22 protein-coding genes are annotated in these 23,267 nt (G+C 70.9%); 3 read left to right on the forward strand and 19 right to left on the reverse strand.

Annotated features, from left to right (window positions below; all coding sequences use genetic code 11):
• Positions 1–18 precede the first annotated feature (18 nt).
• Positions 19–888, forward strand: coding sequence for a zinc metalloprotease HtpX (gene htpX, locus KUV85_RS06410; RefSeq protein ID WP_219962379.1), 870 nt, complete (start codon positions 19–21; stop codon positions 886–888).
• 76 nt (positions 889–964) lie between these two features.
• Positions 965–2,326 carry an HNH endonuclease signature motif containing protein gene (locus KUV85_RS06415; protein ID WP_219962380.1) on the forward strand — a complete coding sequence of 454 codons (1,362 nt, stop codon included), beginning with the start codon at positions 965–967 and terminating at the stop codon, positions 2,324–2,326.
• Between the two features lie 25 nt (positions 2,327–2,351).
• Here KUV85_RS06415 and KUV85_RS06420 read toward each other — a convergent pair whose 3' ends face one another.
• The 18 genes from KUV85_RS06420 to gcvT form a co-directional block, all read right to left on the reverse strand.
• Complete coding sequence (locus tag KUV85_RS06420) at positions 2,352–3,512, reverse strand: PQQ-dependent sugar dehydrogenase (protein ID WP_219962381.1); 1,161 nt, start codon at positions 3,510–3,512, stop codon at positions 2,352–2,354.
• Positions 3,513–3,576: 64 nt separating this feature from the next.
• Positions 3,577–3,885 carry a helix-turn-helix domain-containing protein gene (locus KUV85_RS06425; protein WP_219962382.1) on the reverse strand — a complete coding sequence of 103 codons (309 nt, stop codon included), beginning with the start codon at positions 3,883–3,885 and terminating at the stop codon, positions 3,577–3,579.
• Between the two features lie 67 nt (positions 3,886–3,952).
• Positions 3,953–4,450 carry a CinA family protein gene (locus KUV85_RS06430; RefSeq protein ID WP_219962383.1) on the reverse strand — a complete coding sequence of 166 codons (498 nt, stop codon included), beginning with the start codon at positions 4,448–4,450 and terminating at the stop codon, positions 3,953–3,955.
• Positions 4,450–5,088 (reverse strand): CDP-diacylglycerol--glycerol-3-phosphate 3-phosphatidyltransferase, encoded by a 639-nt coding sequence (pgsA, locus tag KUV85_RS06435; protein ID WP_219962384.1) that lies wholly within the window; start codon positions 5,086–5,088, stop codon positions 4,450–4,452. Before pgsA ends, KUV85_RS06430 begins: the two co-directional genes overlap by 1 nt.
• Positions 5,085–6,518, reverse strand: coding sequence for a 30S ribosomal protein S12 methylthiotransferase RimO (gene rimO, locus KUV85_RS06440; RefSeq protein WP_219962385.1), 1,434 nt, complete (start codon positions 6,516–6,518; stop codon positions 5,085–5,087). Before rimO ends, pgsA begins: the two co-directional genes overlap by 4 nt.
• 53 nt (positions 6,519–6,571) lie before the next feature.
• The gene (locus KUV85_RS06445) at positions 6,572–8,311 is read right to left on the reverse strand and encodes a helix-turn-helix domain-containing protein (protein WP_219962386.1); all 1,740 of its coding nucleotides are present in this window, start codon (positions 8,309–8,311) and stop codon (positions 6,572–6,574) included.
• Positions 8,312–8,317: 6 nt separating this feature from the next.
• A complete protein-coding gene (locus tag KUV85_RS06450) occupies positions 8,318–10,891 on the reverse strand; it encodes a DNA translocase FtsK (protein WP_219962387.1) in 2,574 nt (857 codons plus the stop codon).
• Positions 10,892–11,132: 241 nt separating this feature from the next.
• A complete protein-coding gene (locus KUV85_RS06455) occupies positions 11,133–12,818 on the reverse strand; it encodes a ribonuclease J (protein ID WP_237690219.1) in 1,686 nt (561 codons plus the stop codon).
• A 42-nt stretch (positions 12,819–12,860) separates the two neighbouring features.
• Positions 12,861–13,754 carry a 4-hydroxy-tetrahydrodipicolinate synthase gene (dapA, locus tag KUV85_RS06460; protein WP_219962388.1) on the reverse strand — a complete coding sequence of 298 codons (894 nt, stop codon included), beginning with the start codon at positions 13,752–13,754 and terminating at the stop codon, positions 12,861–12,863.
• A 22-nt stretch (positions 13,755–13,776) separates the two neighbouring features.
• On the reverse strand, positions 13,777–14,715 hold the full coding sequence (locus KUV85_RS06465) for an LLM class F420-dependent oxidoreductase (RefSeq protein ID WP_219962389.1): 939 nt from the start codon (positions 14,713–14,715) through the stop codon (positions 13,777–13,779).
• Between the two features lie 67 nt (positions 14,716–14,782).
• Complete coding sequence (gene ehuA / locus KUV85_RS06470) at positions 14,783–15,598, reverse strand: ectoine/hydroxyectoine ABC transporter ATP-binding protein EhuA (RefSeq protein ID WP_219962390.1); 816 nt, start codon at positions 15,596–15,598, stop codon at positions 14,783–14,785.
• Positions 15,585–16,430 carry an ectoine/hydroxyectoine ABC transporter permease subunit EhuD gene (gene ehuD / locus KUV85_RS06475; RefSeq protein WP_219962391.1) on the reverse strand — a complete coding sequence of 282 codons (846 nt, stop codon included), beginning with the start codon at positions 16,428–16,430 and terminating at the stop codon, positions 15,585–15,587. The genes ehuA and ehuD overlap by 14 nt, the downstream gene beginning before the upstream one ends.
• An 8-nt stretch (positions 16,431–16,438) precedes the next feature.
• Positions 16,439–17,185 carry an amino acid ABC transporter permease gene (locus KUV85_RS06480; RefSeq protein ID WP_219962392.1) on the reverse strand — a complete coding sequence of 249 codons (747 nt, stop codon included), beginning with the start codon at positions 17,183–17,185 and terminating at the stop codon, positions 16,439–16,441.
• A gap of 80 nt (positions 17,186–17,265) precedes the next feature.
• Positions 17,266–18,168, reverse strand: coding sequence for an ectoine/hydroxyectoine ABC transporter substrate-binding protein EhuB (ehuB, locus tag KUV85_RS06485; RefSeq protein WP_219962393.1), 903 nt, complete (start codon positions 18,166–18,168; stop codon positions 17,266–17,268).
• Positions 18,169–18,367: 199 nt separating this feature from the next.
• On the reverse strand, positions 18,368–18,889 hold the full coding sequence (locus KUV85_RS06490) for a dihydrofolate reductase (protein ID WP_219962394.1): 522 nt from the start codon (positions 18,887–18,889) through the stop codon (positions 18,368–18,370).
• An 88-nt stretch (positions 18,890–18,977) separates the two neighbouring features.
• The gene (locus KUV85_RS06495; protein WP_219962395.1) at positions 18,978–19,772 is read right to left on the reverse strand and encodes a thymidylate synthase; all 795 of its coding nucleotides are present in this window, start codon (positions 19,770–19,772) and stop codon (positions 18,978–18,980) included.
• A gap of 9 nt (positions 19,773–19,781) precedes the next feature.
• Entirely contained in the window at positions 19,782–20,051 is a 270-nt protein-coding gene (locus tag KUV85_RS06500; protein WP_219962396.1) for a hypothetical protein, read from the reverse strand.
• A gap of 1 nt (position 20,052) precedes the next feature.
• Positions 20,053–21,168: a glycine cleavage system aminomethyltransferase GcvT gene (gene gcvT / locus KUV85_RS06505; RefSeq protein WP_219962397.1), complete on the reverse strand. Its 1,116-nt coding sequence runs from the start codon at positions 21,166–21,168 to the stop codon at positions 20,053–20,055.
• 53 nt (positions 21,169–21,221) lie between these two features.
• On the opposite strand from gcvT, the gene KUV85_RS06510 reads away from it, so the two are divergent.
• The gene (locus KUV85_RS06510) at positions 21,222–22,733 is read left to right on the forward strand and encodes a leucyl aminopeptidase (RefSeq protein WP_219962398.1); all 1,512 of its coding nucleotides are present in this window, start codon (positions 21,222–21,224) and stop codon (positions 22,731–22,733) included.
• 44 nt (positions 22,734–22,777) lie between these two features.
• Here the strand turns inward: KUV85_RS06510 and KUV85_RS06515 are convergent, their stop codons facing one another.
• On the reverse strand, positions 22,778–23,167 hold the full coding sequence (locus tag KUV85_RS06515; protein ID WP_219962399.1) for a hypothetical protein: 390 nt from the start codon (positions 23,165–23,167) through the stop codon (positions 22,778–22,780).
• Positions 23,168–23,267 lie beyond the last annotated feature (100 nt).

Genomic DNA, 23,267 nt, shown 5'->3' on the forward strand with positions numbered 1-23,267 from the left:
GCAGTTCGTTGACCAGATGTGCACCGCCACTTCAATGGACTCAAGACGGCCGGCCTCTTCGGCGCGATCTTCGCGCTGCTGCTGGCGGTCGGCGGCGTGATCGCCGCCGGCACCGGCAACAGCGCCTTCATCTGGATCTTCGCGCTGATCGGTGTCGGCACCACTGCCTACAGCTACTGGAACTCCGACAAGCTGGCGATCCGCGCCATGGGCGCGCAGCCGGTGACCGAGCAGCAGGCCCCGGCGATGTACCGCATCGTGCGGGAGCTCTCCGCCCGCGCCGACAAGCCGATGCCGCGGCTCTACGTGTCGCCCACTCAGGCGCCGAACGCCTTCGCGACCGGACGCAACCCGGAGAACGCCGCGGTGTGCTGCACGGTCGGCATCCTGGAGCTGCTCGACGAGCGTGAGCTGCGTGGCGTGCTCGGCCACGAGCTGATGCACGTCTACAACCGCGACATCCTGACCTCCTCGGTCGCCGCGGCGATCGCCGGCATCATCAGCTCCATCGGCCAGTTCCTGGCCTTCTCCTCGCTCTTCGGCGGCAACGACGAGGACTCCCCCAACCCGCTGGCGATGATCGCCATGGCCCTGCTGGCACCGTTCGCGGCATCGGTGATCCAGTTCGCGATCTCCCGCACCCGCGAGTACGACGCCGACCAGGACGGCGCCGCTCTCACCGGCGACCCGCTGGCCCTGGCCTCGGCGCTGCGCAAGCTCGAGCAGGGCACCCGCGCGGCGCCGCTGCGCCCCACGCCACAGCTGCAGAACGCCAGCCACGCGATGATCGCGAACCCCTTCCGGGCGCAGGACCTGAAGCAGATGTTCTCCACCCACCCGCCGATGGCCGAGCGCATCGCCCGTCTGGAGGCCATCACCCGCGCCTGAGGATCCTTCCCACGCGGGGGTCCGGGACCGGTGTGGAGCCGGACTCGATGTCGGTGGTGCCTGCTTGAATTCATCCATGGGCATCGCAGCCGACCTACCGACCAGCACCGAGGTGCTGGACCGGGTCGGCGCGGCGCGGCGCCAGGTCATGGCCGGCGCCGCTGCGCAGGTGAGCCGGCTCAGCGATCACGAGCTCGCCGACTCGGTGGCCTCATTGGCGCGGTTGGAGTCGCAGGTGCAGGCCTGGCAGCTCGAGCTCGCTGCGGAGGCGGACCGGCGGCGGGTGGCCGAGGCGGCGGCGGACACGGGCACGGATGCGTGGTTGGCGCGGTTGACGGGGACGCGTCGGGAGATGCTCAAGGGCGGCCTGTTGTTGGCGCAGCGACTCGAGGAGACCTATCCGACCACCGTCGCCGCCCTGGCCGAGGGGTCGATCAGGCTCGAGCAGGCCCGCACCATCGTCGACGTGCTGGCCGCGACCGAGGACGAGGCCACGCCGGCGCAACGCGAGGCGGCCCAGGAGCTGCTGATCGGCAAGGCCACCGGTGAGGCCAACCGTTCGGGAGCGCCCATGACCGCGCCCCAGCTCCGCCGGGTCGGGCGCCGCATCTACCGCACCATCGACACCGAGTTGCACCGACGCCACCTCACCGCCTCGGTGCGCCGCAGCGAGCGCACCGGGGAGAACGACACCTGGCTCACGCTGCACGACCGTGGCGACGGCCGCTACGTCGGCCGGTTCACCCTCCCCGAGCGTCACGGCCAACTCCTCCAGACCGTGCTGCACAGCCTCTGCACGCCGCGCCGCTACGGCCACGACCACCGCGGCACGGCGCGCTACGACGACACCATCGGCGGGCCCGGCAGCGAACTCGGCTGGGCCGACCGTCTCGGGATCGCGCTGTGCGAACTCATCGAGCACCTCCCCACCGACCGTCTCCCCCGCTCCGCGGTCAACCTGCTCGTCACCGTCGACCTCGACACCCTGCGCTCGGACCTCGTCGACGCCGGCGTGGCCACGATGACCTCAGGCGCCGACCTCACCGCCTCCGACGCCCGACGACTCGCGTGCGAGGCCGGCCTCGTCCCCGCCGTCCTCGGCACCGGGTCCACCCCGCTCGACCTCGGACGGACCACCAGGCTCCACACCGACAAGCAGCGCCAGGCGCTCGCGCTCACCCACGACTCGTGCGCGATCGCCACCTGCGACCGGCCCTTCGCCTGGACCGAGGTCCACCACCCCCACGCCTGGGGCGACGGCGGCACCACCGACCTGGCCAACGCACTCCCCCTGTGCTGGCACCACCACCGCGCTGCCCACGACGACCGCTTCGAGCTGCACCACCTCGGTGCGAGCGAGTGGATCCTCCACCGACGACGCAGACCGCCGCCACAGGATTCCTCCCGCCGCATCACGGTGGCCCGACCACCGACCTAGCCGACGGAGTCGGCGACGGTCCCCGTCAGCTCGGGGTCAGTCGCAGCAGCCGGCCCGCGCCCTCGTCCTCGAGCAGCCAGATCGCACCGTCGGGGCCCTCCTCGACCGCGCGGATGCGCTCACCCAGGTCGAAGGTCTCGGTGTCCCCCGCCGTGGCGCCGTCGAGGTCGACACGGACCAGGGCCTGCCCGGACAGGCCACCCAGCAACGCATCCCCCTGCCATTCCGGGAACAGGTCCCCGCCGTAGACGAGCAGGTTGCCCGGCGAGATGCTCGGGTTCCAGGAGACAGCGGGAGCGGCGTACCCGTCGCCCTCCTCGTGGTCGGGGATCTCGCCGCCCCCGTAGTTGCTGCCGTCGGAAGCCTCCGGCCAGCCGTAGTTCTCACCGCGCTCGATCAGGTTCAGCTCGTCGCCACCCTCGGGCCCCATCTCCGAGGACCACAGCCGTCCGTCCGGCGCGAAGTCCAGCCCCAGCGGGTTGCGGTGGCCCCACGTCCAGATCTCCGCCGTCGGACCGCCCTCCTCGGCCAGCGGATTGCCCGGCGCCGGGTCGCCGTCGAGGGTGAGACGCACGATCGACCCCAGCGTGTTGGAGGTGTCCTGCGCCGGGTCCTGCATCTGACGTTCACCCGAGGTCACGTACAGGTGCTTGCCCTCGGGGTCGAACTCGATGCGGTGCCCGAAGTGGCCGTTGCCCGACGTCTTCGGGGTCTGGCGCCAGATGACCTCGAGGTCCTCCAACGACGCCTCGCCCCCGGAGGTCGCCAGGCGTCCGCGACCCACGACGGCACCCGATCCACCGTCCCCCTCCTCGACCCAGCTCAGGTACACCTGACGGTCCTCGGCGAAGTCGGGACCCGGCTGGACGTCACCCAGGCCGCCCTGGCCGGCGTCCACGACGTCGGGTACGCCGTCCACCTCGACGCGGTCGCCCGTCTCGGCATCCCGCAGGTGCAGGGTGCCGCCCCGCTCGCTGATCAGGAGGTCGCCGCTGTCGGGCAGGAAGGCCATCGCCCACGGCTCGGCGAACTCGTCGACCTCTTCCATCACGAACGGTCGGTCCGCCACGTCGGCACCACTGGTGAGACCGGCGGTGTCGGCAGCGCAGGCGGCGGCGAGGGCGCCGACGAGACCCAGTGCCACGATCGACGGCGAGCGGCGGGGGCGGTGGGAGCGCGAACTCATGCCTCCATCGTGCGCAACCGGTCCAAGACCGGGGCGATCCCGACCGCTTCGCAGCGGTTGGGACTCAGGCCGCGGACGCGACGACGTCGTCGGTGCGACGAGCACCGATCGGCGTGGGCACCGGCTCGACCGAGGCGCTCTCGACGACCGCGATCGCGTCCGCCACGTCGCGCAGGACCTGCGACAACGGGACGTCGAGCGCCACGCACAGCGAGCCGAGGAGCTCGGAGGAGGCCTCCTTCTGCCCGCGCTCGATCTCGGAGATGTAGCCGAGGCTGACCTGGGCCTCCTTGGAGACCTCACGCAGGGTGAGACCGAGCTCTGCGCGACGCTCACGCAGGACGTCACCCAACTGGGTGCGGAACAGCGCCATGCCGGTCTCCTCTCATCTCGCTGGGACCAACGCTACCGGAGTCGGATAACTTCCGGGCGAGGGTGGGTCACTCCGTCCCCATCATCGCTGCCAGCTCCGACACTGCCGCCACGAGCGCCCGCGCCTGGATCGCCGCACGATCGCCGGTCAGGGCCAACTGTCGGACCTCCGTGGCGTCCGCGTCGGCCACGGCGACGAACACCGTGCCGACCGGGTGCCCCTCCTGCTGCTCCGGTCCCGCGACCCCCGTGGTGGCGACGCCGTACGACGTCCCGACGAGCTCGCGGACCCCGCTCGCCATCGCGCGGGCGCAGGCCGCCGAGACCACGCCGTGCTCGGCGACGAGCTCCTCGGGAACCCCGAGCAGCGACACCTTCACGGCCGTCGCGTAGCTGACCACGCCGCCGGCGAAGGCGGCCGACGCCCCGGGCACGGAGGTCAGGGCTGCGGCCAGCTGTCCGCCGGTCAGCGACTCCGCGGTCGCGACGGTGGCCTGCCGCTCGCGGAGCACGGGCAGCAGTCGCGCCCACTCCTCGGCAGCCTCGGCGGCGCCGGTCCCGTGCATCAGCGTGCGGCGTCGTCGGCCGGTGCGCGCAACTCGTGGCGCTGGTCCCACACGCCCTTGAAGAACTGGTAGCCCGAGACCATCGTGAGCGCGACCGCGACGGCCAACAGCACGAGCGCGAGGTAGTACCAGACCTCGAAGGGCGTCTGGAGCCCCGACGGCAGGTCCGGGTCCAGCAGCGGCAGGCAGAGGGCACCGAGCGCGCCTCCCTGTGCGGTGGTCTTCCACTTGCCCAGCTTGTCGGCGGGCACGACGACCTTCTTCAGGATCGACAGCCGCAGCAGGGTCACGCTCCACTCGCGGAAGAGCACGACGGCGGTGATCGCCCACCACCACCAGGTGGCCTCGACGATCGAGAGGCCGATGAAGGCCATGCCGGTGATGGCCTTGTCCGCGATCGGGTCGGCGATCTTGCCGAAGTCGGTGACCAGGCCTCGGGCGCGGGCCAGGTCACCGTCGATCTTGTCGGTGATCATCGCGGCGGCGAAGAGCGCGAACGCCACGCAGCGCCACAGGATCGACTCGCCACCGTCGACCAGCAGCGCCCACCCGAAGAACGGCACCATGACGATGCGCAGCGTGGTGAGCGCGTTGGGCAGGTTCCAGTTGCTCGGCGGTGCCGGCGTGGCCTCGGTCATGCGGATCCTCCCGCTGCGGCGATCAGGTCGACCCCGTCGTGGTCGGTCACCGTCGCGGTCACGATGTCACCCACGCGCGCCCTCTCGGCGCCGGTGACCACGGTGGTGCCGTCGACCTCGGGCCCCTGGTGGGCAGCGCGGCCCTCGACGGCACTGGCCGGGTGGTCCTCGGGCTCGAGGTCCTCGACCAGCACCTCCACCGTGGTGCCGATGCGTTCCTCGGCGCGGGCGTTGTTGAGCTCGCCGACGAGGTCGGTGACGTGGCGCACCCGCGCCGCGATCTCCTCCTCGTCGTGCTTGCCGTCGAAGCCCGCCGCCTCGGTGCCGTCCTCGTCGGAGTAGCCGAACACACCCGTCACATCCATCCGCGCGGCGACCAGGAAGTCGCACAGCGTCTGCAGGTCCTCCTCGGTCTCCCCGGGGAACCCGACGATCACGTTGGAGCGCACGCCCGCCTCGGGGGCGTAGCGGCGTACCTGCTCCAGCAGGCCGAGGAAGCTCTCGGGGTCACCGAAGCGACGCATCCGGCGCAGCACCGTCGGCGCGGCGTGCTGGAAGGACAGGTCGAAGTACGGCGCCACTCCCGGCGTCGTCGCGATGCGCTCCACCAGGCCGGGGCGGGTCTCCGCCGGCTGCAGGTAGGAGACCCGCACCCGCGCGATGCCGTCCACGGCCGCCAACTCGGGCAGCAGCGTCTCCAGCAGCCGGATGTCGCCGAGGTCCTTGCCGTAGGAGGAGGAGTTCTCCGAGACCAGGAACAGCTCGCGCGCGCCCTCGTCGGCCAGCCACCGGGCCTCGGTGATGACGTCGGAGGGGCGCCGGCTCACGAAGGACCCCCGGAACATCGGGATCGCGCAGAACGTGCACCGGCGGTCGCAGCCGCTGGCGAGCTTCAGCGGCGCCATCGGCCCGCTGTCGAGCCGGGTACGCGCCGCGCTCGTCGGGGCGGCCGCGGCGGGCCGCTCCGCGGGACTGATCGGGAGCAGCTTGCGACGGTCCTGCGGCGTGTGCGGGTGTGGGCGCTCGCCGGACACGATCGACCGCAGGCGTCCGGCGATGTCGTCGTAGTCGTCGAAACCCAGGACCGCGTCGGCCTCGGGCAGGGAGTCGGCGAGCTCGCTACCGTAGCGCTCGGCGAGGCAACCGACGGCGACCACGGCCTGGGCCCGGCCGCCGTTGCCGGCCGAGTCCTTGAGGTCAGCGGCTTCCAGGACGGTGTCGATGGAGTCCTTCTTGGCCGCCTCGACGAAGCCGCAGGTGTTGACGACCACGGTGTCGGCCTCGCTGGCGTCCTCGACCAGCCGGAACCCGTCGGCGGCCAGTCGTCCGGCCATCTCCTCGGAGTCGACGTCGTTGCGGGCACAACCCAGCGTCAGCAGGGCCACGGAGAGCGGCTCGGCGGAGCGGTCGGATGGGATGGAGGTGGTCATGGCTGTCCATGAGTATGGCGCGTGGACGGGCTGGGCGACGAAATCGGGTGGCGCTACGGGACGAGGGTCTTCGTCACGTTCTCGCCGGTCTCACCCAGCCGCGAGGCCTCCGCGCCGTCCAGCGAGGCGGTCACCGAGCCGTCGGAGCTCGAGATCCGCACCGGCGGTGCCACGTCGAGCTGCGTGCTCTGGCCGAACGCGAGTCGGCCGTCGAAGACGATCTCGCCGCCACCGTCGCGCACGACCAACTTGGCGCCGCCGCCGACTGCGGTGAGCGTGACCGGGACGGCCTCGGCCGCCGGCGCCTGGTTGGTGATGCCACCGCTCTGGTTGAGCACGGGCGCGTCACCGACCGGGGCCGGGTCGTCCATGACCAGACTGGCCACCGACCAGATGAGCACCGCGCCCATGACGGCCGCGATGAGCACCGACCAGTTGCGACCACCGCGGGTGCCGCGGATGGCACCGCCGGCACCGGTGGCGAGCTCGGACTCGAACACCCGCTTGGGGTCGATGGGCGCGTCGGCGTGGGTCTCGTCGTACGCCGCCACGAGCGGAGCCGACTCCAGGCCGAGGACGCGGCTGATGGTGCGCAGGTGGCCGCGGGCGTAGAAGTCGCCACCGCACGCGGCGAAGTCGTCGGCCTCCATGGCCTCCAGCACGTGGGGGCGGATGCGGGTGCGCTCGGAGAGCTGGTCGATGCCGAGCCGGAGGCGTTCGCGGGCGCGCCGCAGCTCACCACCGATGACCGCGTCCTGGGCAGCGGTGGCCGGGGCGATCACCTCGGTGTGCGCGGTCTCGTCCGCCGCGGGGGCGCCGAGGACCCGGACGCCGAAGACGTGGGTCTCCTCCTCGTCGACATCGACCTCCTCCACGTCGACTTCCTCGGCCACGACGGTGCGGGTGAGCTCCTCGTACTCCGGCAGCGTCTCGGTGACCGGGTCGTGGTCGAGGGCCGTGGCGCCGTCGGTGCGCGGGGCGTGCGGGAGGGCACGGTGCAGCAGGGAGCTGACCCGGTCCACGGCCCGGCGGCCCCGGTCGGCCAACGGCGCGGTCTGGCCGGCCAGCGAGCTCTCGGTCGTCACGACGGTCACGCCCTCGCGCGGCGTGGGCAGCCGCGGCACGTCCGCGGTCAGGTCACTCCAGTGCTGGTCGCCCTCGCGGAGCTCGGGCATGAAGCGGGTGTCCTCGTCCCGGGACGCCGCAGGCGCACCACCGGTGTCGCCACCGGGTCCGTCGGAGCCGTCGTCGTGGTCGTCACGCTCGTCCTCGTCCAGGCCGGGCACGACCTCGACGACGTCGGCCTGGCCGTCGGCCATGCCCGCGAGCTCGTCACTGAGCGAGTCGGCATCGGCGCCGCCGACCCGCGTCGCCAGCGTCAGTGGCACGAGCAGCTGGTCGCGGTCGGGACCCAGGAGGAGCAGGTGGCCATCACGCAGGCCACGCCGCGGGAGGTACTCCAGGCACTCGACGTCGCGCCAGCCGATGCCGTGCCAAGCGCTGCCCTCACGCAGCCGCACGCCCTGGTCGTCGGCGACCAGCAGCGGGGCACGGCTGTCCAGCAGGCCTGCGAGGTGCACCACGCCCACCAGCGCCATCACGCCGAACAGCGCCCAGGCGAGCATGCCGCCGCCGTCGACGGCGCGCAGCCCGAAGGCCACCGCCAGCGCACCGGCCGCGAGGACCAGTACGCCGGACAGCCCGGCATTGCGGCGTACCTCGATCGTCTCCGGTGCGGTCGCACCGGTCTCCACACCCTCGCCCTGCTCGGCCTCGGTCTCTGTCGTGTGCACCGGTGCTCACCCCTCCCCTTGGATCGTCGCGATGACGCCATCGACCTCGTCGGGCTTGACGAGGACGTCTCGTGCCTTCGAACCCTCGCTCGGCCCGACCACGCCGCGGCTCTCGAGGATGTCCATCAACCGCCCGGCCTTGGCGAAGCCGACGCGGAGCTTGCGCTGCAGCATCGAGGTCGACCCGAACTGCGTGGAGACCACGAGCTCGATGGCTTGCACCACCAGGTCCATGTCGTCGCCGATGTCGTCGTCGAGCACCTTGTTGCTCTGCGCGGGCGCGGTGACGTCCTCGCGGTAGACCGGGTCCAGCTGACCCTTGCAGTGCTTGACGACCTGGGCGATCTCGGCCTCGGTGACCCAGGCACCCTGCACACGGATCGTCTTCGACTCCCCCATCGGGAGGAAGAGTCCGTCACCCTGGCCGACCAGCTTCTCGGCTCCCGGCTGGTCGAGGATGACCCGGCTGTCGGCGAGGCTGGAGGTCGCGAAGGCGAGCCGCGAGGGCACGTTGGCCTTGATCAGGCCGGTGACGACGTCGACCGAGGGACGCTGGGTCGCGAGCACCAGGTGGATGCCGGCGGCACGCGCCAGCTGGGTGATGCGGACGACCGCGTCCTCGACGTCACGCGGGGCGACCATCATCAGGTCGGCCAGCTCGTCGACGATGACCAGCAGGTACGGGTAGGGCTGCAGCACGCGCTCGCTGCCCGGGGGCGTCTCGATCGTGCCGGCACGGACGGCCTTGTTGAAGTCGTCCAGGTGGCGGAACCCGAAGTGCGCCAGGTCGTCGTAGCGCATGTCCATCTCGCGCACGACCCACTGCAGCGCATCGGCTGCCTTCTTCGGGTTGGTGATGATCGGCGTGATCAGGTGCGGCACGCCCTCGTAGGCGTTGAGCTCCACCCGCTTGGGGTCGACCATGATCATCCGCACCTCATCGGGCGTGGCCCGCATCAGCACCGAGGTGATCATGGAGTTGATGAAGCTCGACTTGCCCGAGCCGGTCGCACCGGCGACCAGCAGGTGGGGCATCTTGGACAGGTTCGTGACCACGAAGCCGCCCTCGACATCCTTGCCCAGTCCGGTGACCAGCGGGTGGTGGGCGCTGCGGGCGCCGTTGGAGCGCAGCACGTCACCCAGCGAGACGATCTCCTTGTCGGTGTTGGGGATCTCCACACCGACCGCGGACTTGCCCGGGATCGGGCTGAGGATGCGCACGTCGGAGGAGGCCACCGCGTAGGCGATGTTCTTCTGGATGTTGGTGATCTTCTCGACCTTCACGCCCGCGCCGAGCCCGATCTCGTAGCGCGTCACGGTCGGACCGCGGGTGTAGCCGATGACCTCGGCGTCGATCCCGAACTCGTCGAGCACCTGCGTGAGGCGGTTGACGACCTCGTCGCTGGCCTTGGAGCGCGCCCGGTGGGGCGTGCCCGGCTTGAGCACGTCGCCCGCGGGCAGCGTGTAGGTGACGTCGCCGGCCAGGGCGAGCTGCTCCACGCGCTGGGGCAGGTCCGCGTGCGGCGGCGGCTCGATCTCGCCGGTCTCCGGCTCGACCGCCTTCGAGGACGCAGCCGCGGGGGCCTCGTCGCCGGCGGCCTTGTTGACGACTGCGCTCTCCTCGGTGGCGTCGGGGTCGCCGTCCTTCTTGCGGCGCCGCTTCTTCTTCGGCTCCGCCACGACCGGGGTGTCGTAGGCGGGGTCGCCCATCTCGGGGTCGATGTCGCCGGCGTGGCGCTTGCCCCGGCCGATCGGCTGGGTGTCCTCGCCGTCGGCGTCGGCGGGGTGCAGGCCGAACACCGAGTCACGCAGGTCGCGCAGTCGCTCGGGCACGCGGTAGACCGGCGTCGCCGTGATGACGAGCACGCCGAAGCAGGCCAGCAGCACCAACAGGGGCACCACCACGAACGGCGTCCGCAGGAGGTCCAGCAGGAGCGCGGAGACGACGTACCCGACGGCGCCGCCGCCCTCGCGCAGCGGCGTGGTGTCGCCGGCCACGGGCTCGGGGCTGCCGTTGGCGATGTGGACGATCCCGAGGATGCCGAAGGCGAACGACGCCCAGCCGATGACCTGCCGTCCGGCGGGGCCGTTCTGCACCGGGTCGCGCATGACCCGCCAGGCAGCGAGCAGGACCAGCAGTGGCACCAGCCACCCGATCTTGCCGACCGTGCCCGAGGTCGCGGCACGCATGAAGTCCATGAAGCCACCCGGCACCTGGAACCACACCGCGGCGGCGACCACGACCGCCAGTGCGATCAGCAGGAGCCCGGCGCCGTCACGGCGCTGCTCGGGCTCGATCTCCCTCGCGCTCTGGCCGATCCCGCGCGCCATGGCGCCGATGCCGTGCGCCAGGCCGAGCCAGACCGCGGCGATGCCGCGCGCAAGGGCCTGGAACACCGTCGCGATCGGGCCGGGGCCGTTGCGGACAGCACGAGGGGCCGGTCGCCGGGCCGCGGTGCTGCGCGGCTTGCGGGACCGGTTCTGGGACGTACTCCGCGACCGCGAACTCGTCGAGCCCTTCTTCTTGGACTGACTCGACTTGTTGCGCGACCGCGGCGGGGAAGACGTACGGGTCGCCATGGTGAGGACCCTACTCAGAAGTCACACCAGTCCCATGGATCACAGGTGCGTGTCGGCCGCGGGAGTCGAGGTGAGCGCCCGCCGCGGTGGCGACGTGCGGCGCGACGAGCCCGTGGAGCATCGCCGGAGACGCGCGCGGCGCGCCACCATCCGCTTCCCCGATCCGTCGCGCCGTGCGTGGCGCAGGTGCTCTGCGACGGAAGGGCTCGTCGCGACGCGCGGCGTCACCGCGGCACGAACATCAGGCTTCCACGACCACCGGGATGATCATCGGGCGGCGCTTGTGGGTCTTGTTGACCCAGCGGCCGATGGTGCGCCGGATGGTCTGCTGCAGCTGGTAGGTGTCGGTGTTGCCCTCGTTGATGGAGCGGTTGACCGCATCGATGATCGGCTGGGTGATCTCGTGGAAGTCCGAGTCCTCCCAGGCGTGGCCGCGGGCGTGGATCTCGGGGCCTGCCGAGACCTTGCCGGCCACGGAGTCGATCACCACGATCACCGAGATGAACCCCTCCTCGCCGAGGATGCGACGGTCCTTGAGCTCGGACTCGGTGACGTCACCGACGGTCTGGCCGTCGACGAACACGTAGCCGCAGTCGACCTTGCCGGTCACCGATGCCACGCCGTCGACCAGGTCCACCACCACACCGTCCTCGGCGATGACGACATTCTCCACGCCGGTGGCCCTGGCGATGTCGGCGTTGGCGAGCATGTGCCGCATCTCGCCGTGGACCGGCAGCACGTTGCGCGGCTGGACGATGTTGTAGCAGTAGAGGAGCTCGCCGGCGCTGGCGTGGCCGCTGACGTGGACGAGCGCGTTGGCCTTGTGCACCACGCGGGCGCCCCAGCGGGCGAGGCCGTTGATGACGCGGTAGACGGCGTTCTCGTTGCCCGGGATCAGGCTGGAGGCGAGGACGACGGTGTCGCCCTCCTCGAGGTGCACGAAGTTGTGGTTGCGCTGGGCGATGCGCGAGAGCGCACTCAGCGGCTCCCCCTGGGAGCCGGTGGAGATCAGCACCTGCTTCTCCGGCGGCAGCTCGGCGAGCTCCTTGGCGTCGACCATCACGTCCGGGGGGACGGTGAGGTGGCCGAGGTCGCGGGCGATGCCCATGTTGCGCACCATGGAGCGGCCGACGTAGGCGACCTTGCGGTCGTGCTTGACCGCGGCGTCCAGCGCCTGCTGGACACGGTGCACGTGGGAGGCGAAGCAGGCCACGATGATCCGTTGGTCGGACTCGCGGAACACCTGCTCCAGCACGGGCCCGATGTTCTTCTCAGCGGTCGTGAACCCGGGGACCTCGGCGTTGGTGGAGTCGACCAGGAAGAGGTCGACCCCCTCCTCCCCCAGTCGGGCGAAGGCGCGCAGGTCGGTGATCCGGCCGTCGAGCGGCAACTGGTCCATCTTGAAGTCACCGGTGTGCAGCACGGTGCCGGCGCCGGTGCGGATCGCGACCGCGAGGGCGTCGGGGATCGAGTGGTTGACGGCGACGAACTCGAGCTGGAACGGCCCGAAGTCGATGGTGTCGCCCTCGGCGACCTGGTGCTGCACGGTCTGCTTGAGCCGGTGCTCGCGCAGCTTGCTGCCCACCAGGGCCAGGGTGAGCTCGGAGCCGACCAGCGGGATGTTCTCCCGCTCGCGCAGCAGGTAGGGCACCGCGCCGATGTGGTCCTCGTGGCCGTGCGTCAGCACCAGGGCCTCGATCGCGTCGAGGCGGTCCCGGATCGCGGAGAAGTCCGGCAGGATCAGGTCCACGCCGGGCTGGTGGTCGTCGGGGAAGAGGACGCCGCAGTCGACGACGAGCAGGCGGCCGTCGTACTCGAACACGGTCATGTTGCGACCGACCTCGCCCAGGCCACCCAGGGGGATGACGCGGAGTCCGCCCTTGGGCAGCTCCGGTGGCGCGGTCAGGTCGGGGTGGGGGTGACTCAAGAGTCTCCTCGGATCAGGGGTGGGAAGGGGTGCGGTCGTGGGTCACAGGACGCCGGCGGCGTCCAGCCCTGCCCGCAGGACGGCGACCTCGGCCTCGTCGAGCTCGACCAGCGGCGGCCGCACGCGACGGTTGTCCAGCACGCCGAGGAGCTGCAGGGATGCCTTGGCGGTCGTGGCGCCGTAGTTGTCGGGCCCCATGATGGCGTCGATGGCGGGCAGCATCGAGGTGTAGATGTCCAGCGCGGAGCGCGGGTCGCCGTGGTGGAAGGCGTCGTACATGGCCCGGAGACGGTCGCCGACCACGTGGCCACACACCGACACGAAGCCGGAGGCGCCGTGGGCGAGCCAGCCGAGGTTGGCGATGTCGTCCCCGGAGTAGATGGCGAAGCCGAGCTCAGCGATCCGGATGCCGCGGGCATAGTTGCCCACGGCGTCCTTGACCGCGAGGACCTGCTCCCACGAGGACATCTCGAGGTAGGACTCGAGCGCGATCTGGCTGCCGGTGCGGCCGGGGATGTCGTAGAGCATCACCGGCAGCTCGGCGGCGTCGACCGCGTGGCGGAAGTGGGTGAGGATGCCGCGCTGGCCGGGCTTGTTGTAGTACGGCGTCACCAGCAGCACGCCGTCGGCGCCGACCTTCTTGGCCTGCTGGGCGAGCCAGGTCGAGGTGCTGGTGTCGTTGGTGCCGATGCCGGCGACGATGACGGCGTCGTCCTTGACCTCGTCCTTGATGGCGGCGAGCAGCTCGCCGTCCTGCTCCTTGGTCGTGGTCGCCGACTCACCCGTGGTGCCGGAGACGACGATGCCGTCGTGGCCGTGGTCGATCAGGTGACGCGCGACCCGCTGTGCGGACTCCAGGTCCAGGGTCCCGTCGGACTTGAACGGCGTGGCCATGGCAGTCAGCACGGTGCCGAAGGGGGCGTGGGGCGCGTTCATGGGTGCAGGCTATCCCTTCGCATCAGACATGGGGCATGACGTCGGCCGCGACCTGCCGGAGGTGATCCAGGTCGCCCAGGTCGAGCACCTGCAGGTACAGCCGCTCGGTGCCGAGGGCGGCGAACCGCCCGGCCTTGTCGATGACCTCCTCGGGCGTGCCGGCGAACCCGTTCTCCCGCAGTTCGGCGACGTCCCGGCCGATCGCGGCGGCGCGGCGGGCGAGCTCGTCCTCGTCGGAGCCCACGCAGAGCACGAGGGCGTTGGACCAGGTCAGGTCGTCGGGGTCGCGGTCGATCTCCTCGCACGCGGCGCGGACGCGGCCGAACTGCGCGGCGGTGAAGTCCTCGTCGACGAAGGGCAGGTTGAACTCGTCGGCGTAGCGGGCCGCGAGGGCCGGCGTACGGCGTGGCCCCTTGCCGCCGATGAGTACCGGCGGGCCACCTCGGTGACCGCCGTCCTGGGTCGGCTTGGGCAGTGCCGGGGAGTCGGTGAGGTCGTAGTGTTCGCCGTGGAAGGAGTAGGTCTCCCCCGCCGTCGTGCCCCACAGCCCGGTGATGACCTCGAGCTGCTCGGCGTAGCGGTCGAAGCGCTCCTTGGTGTCCGGGAACGGGATGCCGTAGGCGGTGTGCTCCTCGGTGAACCAGCCGGCACCGATGCCGAACTCGACCCGTCCGCCGCTCATCTGGTCCACGCCGGCGGCCTGGATGGCGAGCACGCCGGGGTGGCGGAAGGTGGCGCTGGTCATCAGCGTGCCGAGCCGGATCGTGCTGGTGTCGCGTGCGAGGCCGGCCAGCGTGGTCCACGCGTCGGTCGGGCCGGGCAGGCCGTCTCCGCCCATCTGCAGGTAGTGGTCGGACCGGAAGAAGGCCCCGAAACCCAACTCCTCGGCAGTGCGGGCGACGGCCAGCAGGTCGTCGTACGTCGCGCCCTGCTGGGGCTCGGTGAAGACGCGCAGTTCCATGGCGACAGCCTGCCAGAACGGTCCCGCCGTTGGTCGAGCCTGTCGGGACCGTCGACCTCGCCGGGCCTCAGTGCCCCTTGACCGCGCCGAGGAACGCCTGGGTGCGCTCGTGCCGCGGGTTGTCCAGGACGTCGGCCGGGCGCCCCTCCTCGATGATCTGGCCGCCGTCGAACATCAGGAGGCGGTCGGCCATCTCCCGGGCGAAGCCCATCTCGTGGGTCACCAGCAGCATCGTGGTGTTGCCCTCCTCGGCGATGTCGCGCAGCACGTTGAGCACCTCGCCGACCAGCTCGGGGTCGAGCGCGGAGGTGACCTCGTCGAAGAGCATCACGCGCGGCTCGCAGGCCAGTGACCGGGCGATCGCGACGCGCTGCTTCTGGCCACCCGAGAGCTGGCCCGGGGTCTGGTTCGCCGCGTGCGCGAGCCCGACCTGGTCCAGCAGCCGCATGCCCTTCTCGCTGGCCTCGTCGCGGGACTTCCCGTGCACCTTCATCGGCGCCAGCATGATGTTCTCCAGCGCGGTCATGTGCGGGAACAGGTTGAAGTGCTGGAACACCATCCCGATGTCGGAGCGCACCTCGGAGACGTGCTTCTCCCCCGCCGGACGCAACTTGTCGCCGTGCGGCTCGTGGTAGAGGTGCCGGTCGCCGATCTTGACGGTGCCCGAGTCCGGCCGCTCCAGGGTCATGGTGACCCGCAGGATGGTGGTCTTGCCGGAGCCGGAGGGCCCGATGATGACGACCTTCTCCCCCGGCGCGACGTCGAGGTCGAGGTCGCGCAGCACCACGTTGGTGCCGAAGGCCTTGTTGACGTTGCGGAAGGTGACACCGGCGGCACTCTTGTCGGCAGCCGTCACGGATGCGGTGGTCTCAGACGCGCTCATAGGCGATCTTCCTCTCGAGTTGTCGGACGGCCCACGCCGCCGGGAGGCTCAGCATCAGGAAGCCGAGGCCGATCAGCAGGTAGGGCTCGGTGTCGCGGAAGGTGTCGGCCCGCACTTGGTTCGCAAAAAAGAGCATGCCGTGGACGTTGACGGCCACGCCCATCGGCGCGTCCTTGAACGCCGCCACCAGGAAGTTGCCCAGCGCGGGCAACACGTTCGGCACGGCCTGCGGGATGATCACCCGCGTCCACTTCGTCGTGGGGCCGAGGTTGAGGGCGGTAGCGGCCTCCCACTGACCGGCATCGACGGAGTTGATGCCGGCACGGTAGGCCTCCGAGCAGTACGTCGCGTAGTGGATGCCGAGGCCCACCATCAGGATCGTCATCGGGCTGAGACCGACCTCGACGTAGCGGAAGAAGGCCTGCCAGAAGAAGAGCTGGACCAGCAGCGGCGTCGAGCGGATGAACTCGATGAGGAACGCCGTGGGCCAGCTGACCGGCTTGAACGTCGTGCGTCGTCCGAGTGCCAGGAAGAAGCCGAGGACGATCGCCACTGCGAACCCGAGCAGCGCACCCTTGGCAGTGACCAGCATGCCCTGCACCATCAGCGGCACCATGTGGAAGAAGAAGGCCCAATCGAACGTGACCAGGCCGCCGGGTGCCTCCATCGAGGTGTCGTAGGAGTTGACCCGGTCCACACCGCCGACGAGCAGGGAGTAGCCGAGCAGCACCAGCACCAGCGGCACCATGATGTCGGGGCGGCGGTACCACTTGCGGTGCGGCCGGAACTCCTCGATCTGCGGCTCGTCGCGCACGTCGGTGTCGGTCGTCATGTCCGCGCTCATCCTCCTGCTCCCGGCTGTTGGCTACGGATGGAGGCGGGGAGTTCGTCGGCCGAGAGGGTCGGCCCGCCCTTGAACCGCTTCGTGTTCTGCCACTCCAGGAACCGGAACGCGATGCTCACGACCTGGGAGAGGATGAAGTAGAGGACCAGCACGTTGAGGTAGAGGATCGGCAATGAACCAGAAGCGTTCGCGAGCTGCTGCTGGCGGATGTTGTTGGCCATCCCCATGATGTCGGTGACCCCGATCAGGCTCACCAGCGCCGTGCCCTTGAGGATCTCGATGGTCAGGTTGCCCATCGGCGGCAGGATCACCGTCATCGCCTGCGGCAGCACCACGTGGCGCAGCCGCTGGAACGGGCTGAGGTTGAGCGAGATCGACGCCTCGTTCTGCCCCTTCGGCACCGAGAGGATGGCGCCGCGGATGATCTCCGCGCCGTAGCCACCCATGTTGATGCCGAGTGCCACGATCGCGGCGTACTGCAACGGTGGCTGGTCGATGTCCAGGATCGCCGGGAGGGCGTACGCCGCCATGAACAGCAGGATGATCGAGGAGCTGCCACGCGCCAGCTCGACGAACACCAACGCGGCGCCGCGCACCCACTCCACGTCGGACAGCCGGGCCACGCCGAAGATCAGCGAGAGCACGATGCCGAGGACGAAGGCGCCGACGAGGATCCGGATCGTCATCAGCGACGACTCGATGAGGAGCTCGTACTGGCTCGGCTCGAGCAGGAGGTCACCCACGGTTTTCAGCCTTTCCGACCGCGCGCCGCGGGCCCGGGGCCGACCCCGTGGGGTCCGGCCCGGGGCCCGAGCGCGTCAGCTCACTTGAAGTCGTCGGCCGTGAGCTCGTTGGCCTGCTCGACGTTCTCCGTGGAGAAGCCCGGGTAGCCGGTGATGATCTCCTCGGTCGTGCCGTCCTCCTTGTACTCGGTCAGCACGTCGTTGAAGGCGTCCCTGAAGGCCTGGTCCTCGAGGTTGAAGGCCACACCACCGCAGGGCTGCACGATCGGGTCGTTGCCCTCGGCGGCCTCGGGGTAGAACGGCTCGATGGCCTCGACCGCGCCGCGGCCCTTGACCTGGCCGTCGACGGTCGGCGCGGTGCCGGTCACGGCGTCGACCTCACCGGCCTCCAGCGCGTTGTACATCTGGTCGATGCCGGAGAAGGTCTTCACCTGCTCCTTGGGCACTCCTGCGGACTCGGCGTAGCCGACCTCGACCGTGCCACTGGCGACGGCCAGCGTGAGGTCGGAGTTCTCCCGGAACGTCGCGTAGCTCTCGATGCCCTCGGGGTTGCCCTTGGCGACCGCGAGGCCCTCGGGGATGCAGTAGTTCGGGTCGGTGAACAGCACCTGCTTGGACCGCTCGGGGTTGAGGTACATGCCGGCCGCGACCATGTCGAACTGACCGGCGTTGATGCCGCTGATCAGCTGGCCGAACTCGACCACGCTGAACTCCAGGTCGGTGTAGCCCATGTCCTCGAGCACGGTCCGCGCGATGTCGGGCGAGAAGCCCGTGGCCTCGCCGTCGTCGCCCATGTAGCCGTAGGGCTGCTCGTTGGCGATGCCGATCTGGATCGTCTCGTCCTTGGGCGGGAGGTCCCCCTCGGCCCCGTCGCCGCCGCCGTCGTCGCTGCCGCACGCAGCGAGGCCGACGCTCATCAGTGCCGCCACGCCGGTCAGCGCCAGCATCTTCGTCCGAGTCCTGCCATTGCGGTTGGGCCGCATGGGATCCACTCCTCGTCCCTCGATGTCGTTTGCACCTCACCCTAGGGGGCTCGTCGGGGGTGGGCAGGTATCAATCCGGTCAACTTTTCAACACCGGCGAGTCCGCCACGGCACCCCGAGCTGGCCCGATGGGCACGACCACGACCCTGCCGCATGCGTCGATCGGGCGCAGTGTCGGGGCCCCGGCCCCGCGGTCCGCTCAGCTCCCACCGCAGCCGAAGGTGCGCTCCCAGCGCACCACGGTGAAGCCGTCGCGGGGCTCCCGACTGGCCTCGGACCAGCGGCGACGGTCGAACTCCGGGTAGTGGGTGTCGCCCTCCGGCGACACCGGGATCTCGCTGAGCACCTGGACGTCGGCGTAGGGCAGCGCCGCCTCGTAGACGACCGACCCACCACCGATCATCACCTCGCACTCCTCTTCGCGCCCGTCGATGACCCGGTCCGCCAGCTCGAGTGCCTCGGTGATGTCGTGTGCGACGTCGACGCCCTCGCCGCGCCAGTCGCGGTTGCTCGTGAGCACGATGGTGTGGCGGTCCGGCAACGGCCTGCCGATGCCCTCGTGCGTGGTCCGTCCCACGATGAGCACGTGGCCCGACGTGGTGGCCTTGAAGTGCTGGAAGTCGGCCGGCACGTGCCAGGGGATGTTGCCCTCGGCACCGATCACGCCGTTCTCGGCGAGCGCGGCGACCATCGTCACGCGGCGTCCTCGAGGCGTGCTCATACGGCACTCGTCTCGCACTCGCCCTGCGGTGCCTCACTCCGGCACACCTCGCTGGCGCTCGCCGTACCTCCGTGGGGGCTCCTCGCGCTCATACGGCGATGGGCGCCTTGATCCCCGGGTGCGGGTCGTACCCCTCGACGGTGATGTCCTCGAGCTCGAACTCGTCGATGGCGGTGACCGCTGGGTTGAGCCGCAGCGTCGGGAGCGGCCGCGGCTCGCGGGTGAGCTGGAGCCGCGCCTGCTCCAGGTGGTTGGAGTAGAGGTGCGCGTCCCCGAGGGTGTGCACGAAGTCGCCGACCCGCAGTCCGGTCACCTGCGCCACCATGTGGGTGAGCAGCGCGTAGGAGGCGATGTTGAACGGCACACCGAGGAACACGTCGCCCGAACGTTGGTAGAGCTGGCAGCTCAGGCGTCCGTCGGCGACGTAGAACTGGAACAGGCTGTGGCACGGCGCGAGCGCCATGTCCGGCACGTCCGCGGGGTTCCACGCCGAGACCACGTGCCGCCGGCTGTCGGGATGACTGCGGATCTGCTCGATGACCTGTGCCAGCTGGTCGATGTGGCGCCCGTCGGGCGCGGGCCAGGAGCGCCACTGCGCGCCGTACACCGGCCCGAGGTCGCCCTGCTCGTCGGCCCACTCGTCCCAGATGGAGATGCCGCGCTCCTGGAGCCACCGCACGTTGGTGTCGCCCCGCAGGAACCACAGCAGCTCACCGAACACCGAGCGCGTGTGGACCTTCTTGGTCGTCACCAGCGGGAAGCCGGCCCCGAGCTCGAAGCGCATCTGGTGCCCGAAGACGCTCAGCGTGCCGGTGCCGGTGCGGTCGGACTTGGCCACGCCCTCGTCGAGGATGCGGCGGACGAGATCGAGGTAAGCCTGCACGCGACCAGCCTAGGCGCTCAGCGACATGGGCCCGTAGACCACGCGATCGACCTCGAGGAGGGTCACCTGGGCGACCCCGGCATCGAGCAGGTCCTGCCAGGTCTCGCCGATCCAGGACTCGGCGTCGGACTGGCTGGCGAACCGCTCGTCGGCCAGGTCCGCCGCTTCGGTGGTGCTGAGGTCGACCTCGGCGCCGTCGGCGGTCTCGTGACGCCACGACCACGGCCGCTCACTCGGGGTCGGGGCGCGGAAGGCGCTCGGGGGCTCGGGCAGGTTCATCTCAGGACTCCTTCACCGACGGGTCGACGAACGGGGGCTTGGTCACCCGGAACACCTCGCGACGCCCCCGGACGTCCACCGAGACCTCGGCGTCGTCGTCGACGCTGGTCGCCAGCAGGGCGAGGCCGACGCCCTTGCGCAGGGTGGGCGAGAACGTGCCGGAGGTGATCTCTCCGAGCGGTACGTCGGGCAGCAGGCTGACCTGCATCTGCGGGCGGGGAATGGCTCGCCCGGTGGCCACCAGACCGACCAGCTTGCGGCGGGCGCCCTGCTCCCGCTCCGCGAGGAGGGCGTCGCGGCCCCAGAAGGACTGCTTCTTCCAGCCGACCGCCCAACCCAGCCGTGCCTCGTTGGGCGTGACGGCCGGCGAGATGTCCTGCCCGTGCAGCGGGTAGCCCATCTCGGTGCGCAACGTGTCGCGGGCGCCGAGCCCGGCCGGGGTGAGGCCGTGAGGCTCCCCCGCCGCCAGCAGGGCGTCCCAGACCGCGGCCGCGGCGTCGTTGGGCACGATCAGCTCGTAACCACGCTCGCCGGTGTAGCCGCTGCGGCACACGACCACGGATGCGCCGTCGACCTCGGCGTCGGCGAAGCTCATGAAGTCGTGGTCCGTGGGCAGGCCCAGGTCGCGCAGCAGGTCGGCGGAGCGAGGTCCCTGGACGGCGAGGACGGCGAGGTCGTGGTGCTGGTCGACCACCTCGACGCCCTCCGGCGCCGCGGCCTGCAACCGACCCACGACACCGGAGGTGTTCGCGGCGTTGGGGACCAGCAGCACCTCGTCGTCGGCGCGGTAGTAGCTGATCAGGTCATCGAGGATCCCGCCGTCGTCGTCACAGCACAGCGTGTACTGCGCCTTGCCGGGAGCTACCTTGCCGAGGTCGTTGGTGAGCGTCGCGTTGACGAACTCCGCTGCCCCGGGGCCGCGGACCACGGCCTTGCCGAGGTGGCTGACGTCGAAGATCCCGGCGGCGCTGCGCACGGCCTTGTGCTCGGTGACGACGCCGGTGGGGTACTCCAACGGCATCGACCAGCCGCCGAACTCGGCGAACTTCGCGCCCAGCGCCTCGTGGCGCTCGTGCAACGGCGACCGGTGGAGGTGGCTGCTCGTCGTATCGGCCATGCCGCCGAACCTATCCGAACCCCACGACGTGGCGGCTGGCTATCCTGCGGCGTGTGACGTCCTATGCACTCCGCAACGCCAGCCCGGCCAAGTCCCGCGCCGACGCCGTCGTGATCGGGGTGGTTCCCGGCAAGGGTCGCCGGGGCACCCCGCAGCTCGCGGAGGGTGCCCAGGACGTGGCGTCGGCGTACGGCCGCAGGCTCGCGCCGATGCTGTCCTCCCTGGGTGTCCGCGGCAAGGCCGGCGAGGTGGCCAAGGTCCCCACCCACGGCACGATCAAGTCCCCGCTGCTGGTCTTCGTCGGGCTCGGCGAGGAGCCCGGGCCGCGTGAGGTGCGCGCGGCCGCGGGCAACGCCGCCCGCGCGGTGACCAACGCCGCGTCCGTCGCGCTCGCGCTGCCCGCCGACGGCGTCGAGCTGGTGCGCGCCGCGATGGAGGGCTACCTGCTCGGGGGCTACACCTTCACCGACTACCGCAGCAACGGCGCCGAGCGCGAGAGCGCGGCCGAGATCGTGCTGCTGACCCCGCTCGCCCGCCGCAAGGAGGCGACGGCGGCGCTGGAGGCGGCGCTCGCCGTCACCACCGCCACGACCACCACGCGCGACTGGGTCAACGTCCCCGGCGCCGACCTGACCCCACCGGTGTTCGCAGAGTCGGTGACCCGCGCCGTCCGCGCGGCCACCAAGGCCTCGGGCAGCAAGGTGCGGGTCACGGTGCGCGACGAGAAGGAACTCGCGAAGCTCGGCTGCGGCGGCATCCTCGGCGTGGGCCAGGGCTCCGCCGCTCCCCCGCGTCTGCTGGAGATGGAGTACAGGCCCAAGGGCGCGACCACGCACCTGGCGCTCGTCGGCAAGGGCATCACCTACGACTCCGGTGGGCTCACGCTCAAGCCCGGCAGCGGCATGGCCACGATGAAGAGCGACATGGCCGGCGCCGCTGCGGTGGTCATGGCGACCCTCGCGATCGCCGAGCTCGGGCTCCCCGTCCGGGTGACGACGTACGCCGCGATGGCCGAGAACATGGTCAGTGGCGCCTCGATGCGCCCCGGCGACGTGCTGCGCACGTACTCGGGCAAGACCGTGGAGATCACCAACACCGACGCCGAGGGCCGCCTCGTGCTCGCCGACGCGCTGACGATGGCGACCGAGAAGGAGCCGGACCTCATCGTCGACGTCGCCACCCTGACCGGCCACATGGTCCAGGCCCTGGGTGACCGGATCGCCGGCGTGCTCGGGGACGACCCGTCGGTCGCCCAGGTGCTCGCGGCTGCCGAGACGGCGGGCGAGGACGCCTGGCCGATGCCGATCCACGAGTACATCGAGTCCCGGGTGCACGGCAGCAAGATCGCCGACCTCGCCCAGCACGACTGGGTCCGGTGGGGTGGCGGCCTGATGGCGGCCGCGTTCCTGCGTGAGTTCACGGCCGGCCGGCCCTGGGCCCACCTGGACATCGCCGGCCCCGGCTACAACTCCGGCGGGGCCGTGGGTCACTGGACGCCGGGTGGCACCGGCTACGGCGTGGCGACGCTGGTGGAGCTGGCGCGCTCGCTCGCCGAGTCGGACTGACCCGCTCGGGGCGCCGGCGACCGCCGGGCTCCCCCGGGTCCGGCTCAGTCGGTCGCGTCGCGGCGCTCGGCGGCCTTGCGCCGTTGGCGGACCCGCGAGTTGTACTCCCGCATGCGCTGCGGCACGCCCACCACGGCGGCGTCGTAGGACGGCAGTCGCTGGTCGTTGCAGAAGTCGTGGGCCCACTTCACGCTCGGCACGCGGCGACGCGTCCACTCCCCGTCATGGGCGACCAGCAGCAGCGTCACCTCGCTGACGGCGGTGCGCGGCTCGACGAATCCCTCGACGCCGCGCCGCTCGCTCACCCACGACGTCAGGTGCTCGGTGTCGGCCTTGTCCGACGCCCGTACCCGGGTCGAACCGGTGCGAGCGGCGTCGCGCGCCGGCTTGCTCATCCGAGGACGACGCCGACGGAACCGGTCCCACATGCCCATGCACACCAGTGTGCCGCATGGCTCGGCGGGGGTCGTACGGCGACCGGATCGGGACGCGTGAGCACGGGGCCTTGCACATGGGTTGCCGACGTGCGCGATA

It is taken from the genome of Nocardioides panacisoli, from assembly GCF_019448235.1.
Classification (GTDB): Bacteria; Actinomycetota; Actinomycetes; order Propionibacteriales; family Nocardioidaceae; genus Nocardioides; species Nocardioides panacisoli_A.